We start from the raw sequence: 13,033 nt of genomic DNA, 5'->3' as shown, positions 1-13,033 counted from the left end.
AGAAGACACTGTATAGATCGCTCCTGAGCACAGCCTAAGTCCCGATCGGCCCGCGCTGGGCGGGGCGTCGGGCTCGGCAGGCCGCGCGTCGTTACTTGGGCCGCACGCCGAGCAGCGCACTGAGCTGCATGGCGAGCGGGTTGAGGTTCAGCTTGTCCGGGTCCTTCTTCGGCGTGTTGTCCCACGGCTGCGGGTACGCCGGGTTGGCGTACTGCGCACGGTCGGCGCCGCGCACACCCGTCGGGTTCCCGAACGGCACCTTGCATCGGGCCTCGGTGTTGAACGGGAACTCGTCGTAGTGGACGTCGAAGTTCGGGTTCTTGCGCTTCATCTCCGCGATGATCTCCTGGGTCCCCTCGTAACCGCGGGTACACGAGGCCGGGTTGTTGGTCTCCAGGACGATACCGAAGTGGATCTGACCGTCACCGGGAGCCGGCGAGTGACTGCCCGCAGACAGTGCCGACAGCATCGCGAACGTCATCGACGTCGTGTAGGTGACCGGCTCGATCGTGCGCGCCACCTCGGCGAGATCCTTCACCACCTTGGAGATGTCGTTGCCGTTCTTCTGGATCAACTCGGAGATCTGCGTCGCCGACAAGGTGCCGGTGGTCAGCAGCCGGCGCAGATCCGGATCCGACGACGCCAGGGTCGCGGTGATCAGGTCGAGGTTGCGCGACCAGCTGAGGATTGCGTCGGACTGGTCGGCCTGTGTCGCCAGGACGACGTTCGAATCCTGGATCAGCCCGACCACCTCGCTCAGGTTGTCGACGCCGGCCCGCGAGAGCTTGCCGAGGGAATCGACGAGCCGGGTGAGGTTCTCCCCCTGGCCGTTGAATGCGTTACCCAGTTCGGTGATGACGGTGTGCAGGTCGTCGACCGGGATCGACGAGGTGAAGTCGACCGCGGACTTGACCACGTCCTCGAGCGGCTCGGGCAACCGCGATTCCCGGATGGTCGAGCCGTTCTCGAGATAGGGCCCCGACGCCGAGGTCGGCTGCAGGTCGACGTACTGCTCACCGATCGCCGAACGCGATGCCACCACGGCCACCGCCGACGCCGGGATCTTCGGTCCGCCCGAGTCGAGCTCGAGCTTGACGTCGACACCCTCCTGGGTGAGGTCGAGCGCACCGACCCGGCCGACCGGCACACCCAGGTAGGTGACCTCGGCGTTGGTGAAGATGCCGCCGGAGGCGGGCAGCTCGGCGGTGACGGTGTACATGCCGACGCCGACCAGCTTGTCCAGCCGTGCGTACTTCGCGCCGACGTAGGCCAGTGCGACGAGGCCGACGATGACGAAGGCGATCAGCTGGATCTTGACGAGCTTGCCGATCATCGTCCTGCTCCTGTCGGTGACTCAGGGGCCTGGGACTTGGGGGCCAGACCCATGGCCGCGAGCGGGCCGTCGAGAACCCCCTGGCCGGGCGCCGCCGGTACGGGCGCCGAGGCCGGGTAGGTGCCACCCGACGGTGGGGTGTTGGGTCCCGGCCGTGAGTTCGGGGCCGGCGGGAGCAGCGTGATCGTCGGCCAGCCGTACCGCGGCCCGTTGCCGTTGTAGTACGGGTTGCGCGGATTGACCGGCACCTTCACGCGGGCCGGCGGCGAGTACTTCGGTGTCCCCTGCCCGACGCCGAGGGCCTCGAGCTGGTTGAGGATGCGCAGGTCCAGCGTCATGAACAGATTGGCCGAGTCACCGTGGAAGCCCGGGAGGACCCAGTCCGGGAACGGGAGCGTCAGCATCAGCGGCGCCGCGGTGATCAGGTCCGGTGCGGCCTTGGTCAGCTCGCTCAGGATCGGCCGCAGCGCCTTGAGATCGTTGATCAGCGCCGTGCGGGACTTGCCCAGCACATCGGTACCGACCTGACCGAGCTGATCGAGCTTGGTCAGCAGGTCGACGAACTGCGGTCGCTGTTCCTCGAGCACCTCGATGCCCTCGGGGAGCTGCTTGAGGATGCGGTCGATCTGTGCGGTCTGCTTCTCGGTCCGTGCGGACAGATCCGCGAGACCGTCGATCGCGGCGACGATGTCGTCGCGCTGACGATTGAGCCCCGCGATGAGTTTCTCCGTCTGATCGATCAGGCTGCGCACCTCGTCGGTACGGCCGCCGAGCGTCTTGTTCAGCTCCGAGACGATCGGCTGCAGCTGGTTGATGCCACCGCCGGTCAGCAGCAACGCCAGGGCTCCGAGAACCTGCTCGATGTCGGTCGCGGTACGCGTGCGGTCCACCGGGATCGGCTCGGCGGGATTCTGCCGCGGCGCGTTCGCGCTGTTGTCCGGATCGCTCAGCGACACGAACTTCTCACCGAGAAGCGAGGTCTGTTGGACGCTGGCCTGCGCCTCGTCGGACAGGTCGACGTCGTTCTGGACCTCGACGGTGACCTGCGCGAACCAGGCGTCGTTCGGCACCTCGACCTTGGTGACGCGCCCGACGGGGATGCCGTCGCGTTTGACCATCGACTGCGGCACCAGGTCGAGCACGTCGTCGAACTGGATCTTGTATGTGCGCGGGCTGCTCCCGGTGTCGACGCCGCCGGGCAGCGGGATCGACTGGATGCCGCCGGACATACAGCCCGACACCATCACGGTCAGCGAGAGCGCGGCGCCGGCCAGGGTGGTCCGCACGGAGCGTCGGTTCATCAGTTGCCTCCCCGGGGTCGCGGGGCACTCGAGCTCGGTGACGGCTTCGTCGACGGGGTCTTCGTCGCCGACGGTGCAGGCGTGTTGATCTGCGGGTCGGGGTTGCCCGGAACCGTGCCCGGAACCGGTGCCTTCTGCAGCTTGTTGTTGCTCATGATGCCGAAGGGCAGCACCGGTAACACCGGCTCGAGCACCCCGTCGGTGATCTGCTTGCCGATGGCCTCACATTGGTTGATCAGCGGGCGCAGAGTGTTGCTGAACTGCGTGAACTGCGGGTTGCCCGGCATCAGCGCGCCCAGATCGAGCAGGCGGCACTGCGCGCCGATCAGGTCCTGCAGCTCCGGGATCGTCAGACGCAGGGCCAGCGTTCCCGACTCCGCGTCGTAGGCGTTGATCAGGTTGTTCATGGCCACCGGCAGGACCGTCAGGACCTCTTTGAGGTTGTTCTTCTCATCGAGCAGCGCTTGCGTGGTCGGCTGCAGGTCCTTGACCGTCTCCCCGATCTGCTCACGGTTGTCGGCCAGGAAGCCGGCCACATCCCCGAGCGCGATCGACAACTTGTTCAGCGCGGCTGCGAGTTGTTCGCGCTCACCCGCGAGGAACCTGTTGAACGACGCCATCTGGGTGTTGAACTGCCGCACCTGGGCGTCGTTCTCGCGCAGCGCGCCGACGAAGGTGTTGAGGCCCTTGACGGTGTCGAAGAGGTTGTTCCGCGAATCGCTCAGCGTCGTGGAGGCCTTCGACAGGTTCTCGATGGCCTTTCCGAGCTTCTCGCCGTTGCCGGCGAGGTTCTCGGCGCCCGTCGCGACGAGTTCACTCACCGCGCCCTGGCGTCCGGTGCCGTCGGTCTTGTTCGCGCCGTCGGGCCCGAGGGCGTCCGACAGTTCCTTGACGCTGGCGTAGAGCTCGTCGACCTCGACCGGGACCATGGTCTGGTCCTCGTTCAGGGTGATGTCGCGACCGGCCTTCGGGCCTCCCGAGTAGGCCGGGGTCAGTTGCACGAAACGGTCGGCGACGACCGATGGGATCATCTGCACGGCACGGACGTTCTCGGGCAGCGTGATGCCGCGGTCGACCGTCATGGTCACCTTCACCGTCTCACCCTGCGGCGTCACCGAATCGACCTTGCCCACGGCCACGCCGAGGATGCGGACGTCGGAACCGGAATAGATGCCGACCGAACGTTTGAACGTCGCGGTGATCTTGGTGGTCCCGATCGCGGAGAACACCCACCACAGGGCGCCCGCGACGACGAGCGCGAGAATCAGCCCGAGGATGAGCGCGACGATGTGCCGCGGGGTGAACCAGCGGCCGGGGCCGGAGATCTGTGTCAGGTCTGGTGCGGTCATCAGCCTGCCCCCGTTCCGCCGTTGTTTTCCATCGCCATCTTGTTCGGCGGCCGTGTGGTGTTCTGCTGCGGCAGCGCCGGCGGCAGTAGGTTCACCACGACCTGATCGAACCAACGGCCGTTGCCGAGGACGTTGGCGTACAGGCGGTAGAACGGCGCCATGTTCTTGATCGTGTCGCGGATGTTCTGGTTCTGACGCTGCAGCAGCTCGTTCACGCCCTTCAGCGCGTCGAGCGCCGGGCCGATCTGCTCCTCGTTGTCGCGCACGATGCCGGTAAGCGAGTCGCCGAGGCTCGTCGTGCTGGCCAGCAGAGCGGAGATGGACTGCTGCCGGTTGTTCAACTCGTCGAGCAGCTGGCCCGCGCCGCCGATCAGGCGCACGAACTCCTCGTTGCGATCGGCCAGGAGCTTCGAGGTGTCCTTGGTCGCGGCGAGGAGCTTCTGCACCTCCTGGTCGCGGCTGGCGATCGTGTTGGACAACCGCGCGAGACCGTCGAGCGCGGGTCCGGTGTTGCCGGCCGTACCGGAGAAGGCATCCGACAGCACGCGCATCGACTCGGCCAGCTGATCGTTGTCGAAGTCCTCGATCTGCTGCGCCGCACCCGAGAACGCCTCGATGACGTCGTAGGGCGAGACCGTGTCGGTGAGCGGAACGTCGGGGTCGGCCGGTTCACTGCCACGCGGGTTCAGTCCCAGGTACTTCTGCCCCAGGATCGTCTTGATCTGGATCGATGCCTGTGTCTGGTCGCCGATCCAGGTGTTCTCCACCTTGAAGCTGACGTCGACGCGGTCGCCGTTGAGCTTCACGCTCTCGACCTCGCCGACCTTGACGCCTGCCACGCGCACCTCATTACCCGCCCTGAGTCCGGCGGCCTCGGTGAACTGCGCGGTGTAGCGGGCGCCGGCGCCCAGCAGCGGAACCTCGGTCAGGTAGAAGGCACTGAGTCCGAGCATCAGGAGGATCAGGACACCGATGGCGCCGATGCTGACCGGGCTGCGTCGTCCGCCGAAGCGGCGATGCGGGTGCTGCGCCGGCTGCTTCGCGGCGTCGTCGTCGCCGTTGTCGTCGGCGCGGTTGTTCTCGTCTGCCATCGTGGTCACCCCCCTGGCTTCTCGTCAGCCCAGCAACGGGTGGCCGCACTGGTGTAGAGCACGTGATTGATGTCGGGCAGCGGCACCAGCGGCTGTGTCAGCAGCGTCGACTTGCCGTTGCCGGCGACGACGTCGATACCGCACAGATAGAACTGGAACCAGGAACCGAAGGTCGCGGCCCGGCCGACCTTGCGCAGCTTGACCGGGAGGTTGGTCAGCGTCTCCTCGATGTCCTCGTTGCGCTTGTTGATCTCGTCGGACAGCGACTTCAGTCCGGCGATGTCGCCCTGGATCGACGGGCGCGTCGCACCGAGGATGTTCGCGGTCACCGAGGTCAGATTCGACACGGAACTGATCGCCGATCCTACCGAACCGCGTTGCGCGGCAAGCCCGGTCACCAACTTCTCGGTGTTGTCGAGGAGGCTGGTGAACTGCTCGTCGTTGCGGTTGACCGTGTCGAGGACCTTGGTGAGGTTGCCGATCAGCTCACCGATCACCTTGTCCTTGTCGGCGATCGCGTTCGTCAGGTCCGCGGTGTCGCTGACCAGCCGCGTGATCGAGCCGCCCTGACCGTCGAAGACCGCGATGATCTCGGAGGTCAGCTTGTTGACGTCGTCGGCCGACAGCTGTTGGAACAGCGGCCGGAACCCGTTGAACAACTCGGTGAGGTTGACCGGCGGGTGGGTGGAGTCGTCGTCCTCGTCCAACCCGAACGTGTGACCCTGCGACACGGTCCGGGCCGGGTCGCCGGCGCCGCGTTCGAGCGCCAGATACCGCAGGCCGGTGAGGTTGCGATAGCGGATGTAGAGCTGGGTCCCGTCGGGCAACCGGTCGCGGTCGAGGTTGAACGAGACCATCGCCCGGTTGCGGTCGTAGACCTCGACTTTCTCCACCTGTCCCACTCGCACGCCGGCGATGCGGACGTCGTCGCCGGAGTTCAGCAGGGTGGCGTCGTCGAAGACGGCCTTGAACTTCGCGTCTCCGCCGCCGCCGGCGTTCGCGATGGTGATCGCGAGCAGGCTGGTCGTCACGACGGTGACGACCGCGAAGATGATCAGCTTGACCAGGGGCGCGATTATCGACCTCATTTGATCTCGACCTGCGCTCCCTGGAGGGAACCGCCGGCGATCATGGTCACCCAGGTCGGCACCGACTCCGGCGAACGGCCGCTCGTGGCGCCGTAGATGACCTGCAGCTGCTTGCGGTAGTCCGGATCGTCGAACGGGTTGGACCGGACCGATGCGGTACCGGCAGGCACGCCGCTGAACTGCGGCTGCGGCAGCTTCTGAACGTTGCGCGGACCGGCGTTGCGTGACGGCGGCTGGTAGCTGCCGTCGGCGAGACTGCCACCCGGATACTGCGGGAACGGGCGACCGTCGGTGGGGGGCTCGTAGCAGACGGCGGGTGGGTCGAGATCCATGAAGCGGGGTTCGTCCTGGTTCGGTAGATAGCGGCCACGAGGATTGATGAACTGCAGGTTCACCCGCACACCCGGGTTCTTGGTGCCCTCGCCCACGATTCTGCGTGACTCGGGGATCAGACCCACGAAGTTGCGGAACGTGCAGACGAAGGTCGGCGACTGCTTCGCGAGTCCGACGAGCAACTCTTCCGAGTCGACAGCGAGGTCGATCAGGTCGGTGCGGTTCTGGCGCAGCCAGCCGGTGAGGTCGTCGGATGCCACACCGAGGGTCGCGATGAGCGTCCGCAGATCTGCCTGCCGTTCGACGATGGTGTTCGACGTCGTCCGGAACGAGTCCAGCGCGTCGACGACGTCGGGCAGCGCCTGCGAGTAGGTCTGCGAGAAGGTCGCCAGGCCCTCGAGGGTGCCCTCGAGGTCGGGCAGGTTCTTGTTGACCTCGACGAAGATCTGGTCGAGCTCTTCGAGCGTCGTGCCGAGCTGCTCACCGCGGCCCGACAACGCCTTCGACAGCGCGGTCAGCGTGGCGTTGAGATCCTGCGGCGGGATGGCGTCGAGGACCGGAAGCAGCTTGTCGAACAACTCCTGGACCTCGAGTGCGTTGCCGCTGCGATCGGTCTCGATGGTCGCGCCGTTGGTCAGCGTCGGTCCGGTGTTGTCCTCGGGGACCTGCAGCGCCACGTACCGCTCGCCGAAGAGCGTCTTCGGCAGGATCCGCGCGGTGGTCTTGTCCGACAGTTCCTTCGCCTTGTTCGGGTCGAGGCCGAGGATGACCTCGACCGACCCGTCGGGCGCCGGCTTCACCTCACGGACCTCGCCGACGACCATGCCGCGCGCCTTCACGTCGGCGTTCGCGGGCAGCGCGTTGCCGGTGGAGTCGGTCATCAGGGTGACGTCGGTGAAGTCCTGGAACGTCTTGTTGAACTTGGTGATGGTCGCGGTGAGGAACAGTGCGACCACGAGAAAGAAGACCAGGCCGAGCAGCCTTCTACGCAGGACCGACACCGCTAACCTCCCACTCTGACCGTCGTCGTGGTGCCCCAGATCGCGAGTCCCAGGAAGAAGTCGAGGATCGCGATGAGGACCAGTGCCGAGCGGACCGCGTGACCGACGGCCACGCCCACACCTGCGGGTCCACCCGATGCGTAGTAGCCGTAGTAGCAGTGCACCAGGATGATCACGAAGGCGAAGACCAGCACCTTGCCGAACGACCAGAGCACGTCGGCCGGCGGCAGGAACAGGTTGAAGTAGTGGTCGTAGGAACCGCCTGACTGTCCATTGAAGACCGTCGTGACCACCCGAGACGCCAGGTACGCCGACAGCAGACCGAGCACGTACAGCGGGATGACCGCGATGAACCCGGCGATCACGCGCGTCGACACGAGGAACGGGATCGACGGCACGGCCATCGTCTCGAGGGCGTCGATCTCCTCCGAGATGCGCATGGCGCCGAGCTGGGCGGTGAAGCCACAGCCGACGGTCGCGGACAGGGCGAGGCCCGCCACCAGAGGCGCCACCTCACGGGTGTTGACATAGGCCGACAGGAAGCCGGTCAGTGCCTGCGACCCGATCTGGTCGAGTGCCGCATAACCCTGAAGGCCGACGACGACGCCGGTGAAGCCCGACATCAGCACCATCACGCCGATGGTGCCGCCGATCACCGCGAGTCCGCCCGAGCCGAAGGCAACTTCGGCGAGTAGGCGCAGGACCTCACGGGTGTAGTGCACCAGCGTCTTCGGCATCCACGCGAGCGTGCGGCCGTAGAACGACATCTGCTCACCGGCGCCGTCGAGCACCTTGAGTGGTCTGCCCAGCTGTTTGCGGGCCTCGTACATGTAGTACTCGGGCCTGCTCTTGGCGATCGTCACGCCGCCGCCACCATCGGTCACGACTAGCTCCCCTTCGGTGGGACGATCTGCAGGTAGACCGCAGTGATGATCAGATTGGCGAGAAACAGCAGAAGGAATGTGATGACGACGCTCTGGTTGACGGCGTCACCCACACCCTTCGGGCCGCCCTTGGGATTGAGGCCCTTGTAGGCGGCGACGACGCCGGCGAGGACACCGAAGACCGCGGCCTTCAGCGTCGACACCCAGAGGTCGGGCAGCTGGGCGAGGGCACCGAACGACGCCAGGTAGGCGCCCGGGGTGCCGCCCTGCATCACCACGTTGAAGAAGTAACCACCACCGATGCCGATGACGGCGACCAGACCGTTGAGCAGTATCGCGACCAGGACCATGGCCAGCACACGCGGGACCACGAGTCGCTGGATGGGGTTGATGCCCAACACTTCCATCGCGTCGATCTCCTCGCGGATGGTGCGCGAACCGAGGTCGGCGGCAACCGCCGACCCGGCCGCACCCGCGATGAGGAGCGAGGTCACGAGTGGTGACCCCTGCTGGATGACCACCAACACGCTGGCCGCACCGGTGTACGACTCGGCGCCGAGTTGTTTGATCAGCGAACCCGTCTGCAAGGAGACGATCGCGCCGAACGGAATCGCGATCAGGGCGGTGGGCAGGATCGTCACACTGGCGATGAACCACGCCTGCTGGATGAACTCCCGCCACTGAAACGGGCGCACAAAGGTCTGGCGTGCAACATCGACGAAGAGCTGAACGATATTGCCGGTCTGGGCTAGGGCGCCCGTTCCGGCCTGCGCGATTCGGTCGACGCCACGCGTGGTGGCATTGGTCATCCCTGGATCGTCCGCCCTTCGTTTGCGTCTGAAGCACGATGACTGGGCTTGGTCAGTGCGTCGCCGCCACCGGGCGTCTGCCACTGCTCTGTCGGCGCATCGCTGCCGCCGTAGTCGATCACGTCGGTCTTGGCGTCGGCGACGGCCAGGTTCCCCGAGGAAGCGCTCGTCCACTCGTTGTCCCCGCTGTGGCGTCCGTTCGCCACATCCTCGGCGTGGGCGCGGCTCTCCTCGCGGATCTGGTCTTCCTGCTCCTGGCTGCGACGGATGGCCTCCTGCGCGTTCTGCGGCAGGCCGGGCAGCATCGCATGCACGCGCTCACGGTGACGGGCGACCGCCTTGCGTTCGGGCATACCCGGATTGGGCTGGACCTGCGGGATGATCTCGGTGAAGTCCTCCTTGGTACCACCACCGGAGATACCCGCGGCCTGCATGGCCTCTTCCTGCTTCTGGACGGCCTCGTCCTTCTCCTCCGACATACCGATCGGACCGAACCGGTCACCGGAGAGGAACTGCTTGACCACCGGCTGCTCCGAGGTCAGCAACTGCTCACGCGGACCGAACATCACCAGCTCCTTCCGGAACAACATGCCGATGTTGTCCGGGATCGTGCGCGCGATGTTGATGTTGTGCGTCACGATCAGGATCGTCGCATCGATCTGGGCGTTGATGTCGATCAACAACTGGCTGATGTAGGCGGTACGCACCGGATCCAGACCCGAATCCGGCTCGTCACACAAAATGATCTGCGGATCGAGCACCAACGCGCGCGCCAGACCGGCACGCTTGCGCATACCACCGGAGATCTCACCGGGAAGCTTGTCCTCGGCACCGGTCAGACCGACCAGATCGATCTTCTCCATCACGATGTCGCGGACCTCGTTCTCCTTCTTCTTCGTGTGCTCACGAAGCGGGAACGCGATGTTGTCGAACAACGACATCGAACCGAACAGGGCACCATCCTGGAACAGCACACCGAACAGCTTGCGGATCTCATAGAGCTCTTTGGCCGAACACTGCGTGATATCGGTGCCATCGACGATCACCGACCCCTGCTCGGGATGCAGCAACCCGATCAACGTCTTCAAGAACACCGACTTACCGGTACCCGACGGACCGAGCAGCGCAGACACCTCACCCTCCGGGAGGGTCAGCGTGACATCACGCCAAATATTCTGCGAACCAAACGACTTCGTGAGCCCCTCGACACTGACCTCAACACCCACAACTTCCTCCAGACGATCGCTGCCCCCGAAGGCGGCCACGGTGTGACCGCACACCAACCGGTGGCATTTGTGGTTGGGGTCACTGTAACCGACCAGCGACCGCTCACAGAGCGACCGGCACCCTCAGCGTTGGCAGCGGCGGAAGCTACCGGCAGGTAACCACGCCGCGTCGATGACATTAGCTGATGTTAAGTGGTGAGGAAAGTCGGACACCGACCCCGTTGTGACGCCCGACGCAGAGTCCCAGGTCACTCCGGGAGTGTCCGTTTCGGGGACGCATTGAACGGAGATGACGCGTCGTGCGTCCAATCCCCATGACATGGTTCCCGACCGATCGATACGGACTCATACGGCGCGAATCGACGCTGCGGGTCGGCATCAGCGACGACACCGTCGCGGCGGCGGTGGACAGCGGGGACTTGATCCGGTTGGCCCCCGGGGTCTACTTGGAGGCCGATCCCGACGCTGCCGATTCCACCGCGATCCATCGGCTGCAGTCCATCGCAGTGGCGACCTCGGCACGTGATCGCGGCAAGGCGACGCTGAGCCATGATTCGGCGGCAGCCGTCCTCGGGCTCGAACTACTCCACCCCGACCGCGAGGCTGTCCATCTCACCAAGAAGTCCACCGCGGGCGGTTTCGTCCGCGGCCATCGGCACGTACACAACGGCCCGCTGACATCCGGCGACATCAAGATGGTCGACGGGATCGAGGTGACCACGCTCGAGCGCACTGCGGTCGACATCGCCACGAACGGCAACTTCGCGCAAGCACTGGTGGCCTTCGACCGAGCACTGGCGATGAAGGCCGATTCATCCGTCATGACGGCCATCCTCGACGCGCGTCTACGGCGACCCGGGACCAGCACCGCACGACGAGCCCTTTCGCTCGCCGACGCGTCCTCAGAGGGCGTCGGGGAGTCGTGGAGCCGCGCCCAGATGATTGCAGCCGGGCTCCCTCTTCCCCGTCTCCAGCACACGTTCCAGACATCACAGGGCGAGGCGCGGGCGGACTTCGACTGGGAGGGTCGGCTCGTCGGTGAGTTCGACGGGATGCAGAAATACGGTCTGCGCCCCGGAGAAACCCCGCGCGAGGCATTGATCCGCGAGAAGCGGCGCGAGGATGCCCTCCGGGCCATGGGCATCATGGTGGTCCGCTGGACGTGGGCCGAACTCGAACGCGAAGAGCTGGTCGGCCTCCTCAGACCCTGGCTCATGAAGTTGGGGCTCACTGCCGCCTGAGCGCTCGACTCCCAGACTTCATTTCGACGTTGCGACTTCGATCGAGGTCGCAACGTCGAAATGAAGTCTGGGAGTCAGGCCAACACAGCAACGAGCCCGGGACAGCAATGCTGTCCCGGGCTCGTGAGTCGCGTAAGAAGAGTCTTACTTGACGGCCTCGATGCGCAAGTGCGCTCCGCTTACTTGACGGAGACCTTGGCGCCGGCCTCTTCGAGCTTGGCCTTGGCAGCCTCGGCGGCGTCCTTGTCGACCTTCTCCAGGAGAGCCTTCGGAGCACCCTCGACGAGGTCCTTGGCTTCCTTCAGGCCCAGACCCGAGACGACCTCGCGGACGACCTTGATGACCTGGATCTTCTTGTCGCCGGCACCCTCGAGGATGACGTCGAACTCGTCCTGCTCGGCAGCAGCCTCGGCGCCACCGGCAGCCGGTGCACCGGCAGCGGCAACGGCGACCGGAGCGGCCGCGGTGACCTCGAAGACCTCTTCGAACTTCTTCACGAAATCGCTGAGCTCCAGCAGGGTCAGTTCCTTGAACTGATCGATGAGCTCGTCAGCGGTGAGCTTCGCCATGGTGGCGTCCTTCCTGTAAGTCCCCGTACGGGGTTGGTGTGCATCCCCGTACGGTTCGGGGATCGGCTTGGTGCGGCGAGTTATTCGCCGGCTTCGTTCTTCTTCTCCTGCAGGGCCGCTGCGAGACGCGCGACCTGCGATGCCGGCTGGTTGAACAGGCCGGCTGCCTTAGCCAAGTTGCCCTTCATGGCACCGGCGAGCTTGGCCAGCAAGACCTCACGGGTCTCAAGGTCGGCGATCTGCTCGATCTCGGCAATGGACAGCGCGCGGCCGTCCATGTACCCGCCCTTGATGACCAGAGCCTTGTTGTCCTTGGCGAACGTCTTGATCGCCTTCGCGGCCACAACCGGCTCACCTTCGATGAAGGCAATCGCGGTCGGACCGGTGAACAGCTCGTCGAGCCCTTCCACGCCCGCTTCAGCAGCGGCACGCTTCACCAGGGTGTTCTTGGCGACGGAGTAGGTTGCACCCTCACCGAGGGAACGTCGCAGCTGGGAGATCTGGGTGACGGACAGACCACGGTATTCCGTGATAACCGTCGCCGTGGAGCCCTTGAACTGCTCTGCGATCTCCGCAACAGCGGCGACCTTTTCGGACTTGGCCATACTTCGCCTCCTCTCCTCGTCACTTGAGTTGGTCGGGTTCAACTGAGCGACGGGCCGTGGAGGCGGAAATGACAAACGCCCCGGCGCGCAGGCACGGGGGTGAAGACGCACACACGTAATGTGTGGGACAACATTCCTCGTTCATCCTGCGTGGGCCGGCGACTTCGTCGCGCCTTCGTTCGGGAGTTCCCGACGACCAACGG

Annotated in this window: 12 protein-coding genes; 1 reads left to right on the top strand and 11 read right to left on the bottom strand. The window is 65.4% G+C overall.

The genetic code is table 11. From position 1 onward, the window contains the following. Nucleotides 1-91 precede the first annotated feature (91 nt). Genes GAA2_RS05175 through GAA2_RS05135 form a run of 9 tightly spaced genes read right to left on the bottom strand, consistent with a single transcriptional unit; the run spans nt 92 to nt 10,415 of the window. Nucleotides 92-1,333 (bottom strand): MCE family protein, encoded by a 1,242-nt coding sequence (locus tag GAA2_RS05175; RefSeq protein WP_005199670.1) that lies wholly within the window; start codon nt 1,331-1,333, stop codon nt 92-94. After that, on the bottom strand, nt 1,330-2,634 hold the full coding sequence (locus GAA2_RS05170; protein WP_024499809.1) for an MCE family protein: 1,305 nt from the start codon (nt 2,632-2,634) through the stop codon (nt 1,330-1,332). The genes GAA2_RS05175 and GAA2_RS05170 overlap by 4 nt, the downstream gene beginning before the upstream one ends. Beyond that, nucleotides 2,634-3,983 (bottom strand): MCE family protein, encoded by a 1,350-nt coding sequence (locus GAA2_RS05165; RefSeq protein WP_005199668.1) that lies wholly within the window; start codon nt 3,981-3,983, stop codon nt 2,634-2,636. Before GAA2_RS05165 ends, GAA2_RS05170 begins: the two co-directional genes overlap by 1 nt. Continuing rightward, nucleotides 3,983-5,074, bottom strand: a complete 1,092-nt coding sequence (locus tag GAA2_RS05160) for an MCE family protein (RefSeq protein ID WP_039880842.1) — start codon at nt 5,072-5,074, stop codon at nt 3,983-3,985. The genes GAA2_RS05165 and GAA2_RS05160 overlap by 1 nt, the downstream gene beginning before the upstream one ends. 5 nt (nt 5,075-5,079) lie before the next feature. Continuing rightward, nucleotides 5,080-6,162, bottom strand: a complete 1,083-nt coding sequence (locus GAA2_RS05155; RefSeq protein ID WP_005199666.1) for an MCE family protein — start codon at nt 6,160-6,162, stop codon at nt 5,080-5,082. Continuing rightward, nucleotides 6,159-7,496 carry an MCE family protein gene (locus GAA2_RS05150; RefSeq protein WP_005199664.1) on the bottom strand — a complete coding sequence of 446 codons (1,338 nt, stop codon included), beginning with the start codon at nt 7,494-7,496 and terminating at the stop codon, nt 6,159-6,161. The genes GAA2_RS05155 and GAA2_RS05150 overlap by 4 nt, the downstream gene beginning before the upstream one ends. A gap of 2 nt (nt 7,497-7,498) precedes the next feature. Continuing rightward, the gene (locus tag GAA2_RS05145; RefSeq protein WP_081598192.1) at nt 7,499-8,326 is read right to left on the bottom strand and encodes an MlaE family ABC transporter permease; all 828 of its coding nucleotides are present in this window, start codon (nt 8,324-8,326) and stop codon (nt 7,499-7,501) included. 56 nt (nt 8,327-8,382) lie between these two features. After that, nucleotides 8,383-9,189, bottom strand: coding sequence for an MlaE family ABC transporter permease (locus GAA2_RS05140; protein ID WP_005199661.1), 807 nt, complete (start codon nt 9,187-9,189; stop codon nt 8,383-8,385). Continuing rightward, entirely contained in the window at nt 9,186-10,415 is a 1,230-nt protein-coding gene (locus GAA2_RS05135; protein WP_005199659.1) for an ABC transporter ATP-binding protein, read from the bottom strand. Before GAA2_RS05135 ends, GAA2_RS05140 begins: the two co-directional genes overlap by 4 nt. 299 nt (nt 10,416-10,714) lie before the next feature. Between GAA2_RS05135 and GAA2_RS05130 the strand changes: the two genes are divergently transcribed. After that, the gene (locus tag GAA2_RS05130; protein WP_006435323.1) at nt 10,715-11,656 is read left to right on the top strand and encodes a type IV toxin-antitoxin system AbiEi family antitoxin domain-containing protein; all 942 of its coding nucleotides are present in this window, start codon (nt 10,715-10,717) and stop codon (nt 11,654-11,656) included. 179 nt (nt 11,657-11,835) lie between these two features. On the opposite strand, the gene rplL is transcribed toward GAA2_RS05130, so the two are convergent. After that, nucleotides 11,836-12,225: a 50S ribosomal protein L7/L12 gene (rplL, locus tag GAA2_RS05125; protein ID WP_005199657.1), complete on the bottom strand. Its 390-nt coding sequence runs from the start codon at nt 12,223-12,225 to the stop codon at nt 11,836-11,838. 80 nt (nt 12,226-12,305) lie between these two features. Beyond that, nucleotides 12,306-12,830 (bottom strand): 50S ribosomal protein L10, encoded by a 525-nt coding sequence (rplJ, locus tag GAA2_RS05120; RefSeq protein ID WP_006435322.1) that lies wholly within the window; start codon nt 12,828-12,830, stop codon nt 12,306-12,308. Nucleotides 12,831-13,033 lie beyond the last annotated feature (203 nt).

This window comes from Gordonia ajococcus (assembly GCF_012974285.1).
In the GTDB taxonomy this organism is placed as follows: domain Bacteria; phylum Actinomycetota; class Actinomycetes; order Mycobacteriales; family Mycobacteriaceae; genus Gordonia; species Gordonia amicalis.
The sequence above is the reverse complement of the archived record's forward strand: the minus strand, read 5'-3'. Positions and strand labels throughout refer to the sequence as shown.

What these genes read in the sequence shown, in the direction of transcription:
- GAA2_RS05175 (WP_005199670.1), bottom strand. Translation starts at nt 1,333, where the DNA reads ATGATCGGCAAGCTCGTCAAGATCCAGCTGATCGCCTTCGTCATCGTC.
- GAA2_RS05170 (WP_024499809.1), bottom strand. Translation starts at nt 2,634, where the DNA reads ATGAACCGACGCTCCGTGCGGACCACCCTGGCCGGCGCCGCGCTCTCG.
- GAA2_RS05165 (WP_005199668.1), bottom strand. Translation starts at nt 3,983, where the DNA reads ATGACCGCACCAGACCTGACACAGATCTCCGGCCCCGGCCGCTGGTTC.
- GAA2_RS05160 (WP_039880842.1), bottom strand. Translation starts at nt 5,074, where the DNA reads ATGGCAGACGAGAACAACCGCGCCGACGACAACGGCGACGACGACGCC.
- GAA2_RS05155 (WP_005199666.1), bottom strand. Translation starts at nt 6,162, where the DNA reads ATGAGGTCGATAATCGCGCCCCTGGTCAAGCTGATCATCTTCGCGGTC.
- GAA2_RS05145 (WP_081598192.1), bottom strand. Translation starts at nt 8,326, where the DNA reads ATGTACGAGGCCCGCAAACAGCTGGGCAGACCACTCAAGGTGCTCGAC.
- GAA2_RS05140 (WP_005199661.1), bottom strand. Translation starts at nt 9,189, where the DNA reads ATGACCAATGCCACCACGCGTGGCGTCGACCGAATCGCGCAGGCCGGA.
- rplL (WP_005199657.1), bottom strand. Translation starts at nt 12,225, where the DNA reads ATGGCGAAGCTCACCGCTGACGAGCTCATCGATCAGTTCAAGGAACTG.
- rplJ (WP_006435322.1), bottom strand. Translation starts at nt 12,830, where the DNA reads ATGGCCAAGTCCGAAAAGGTCGCCGCTGTTGCGGAGATCGCAGAGCAG.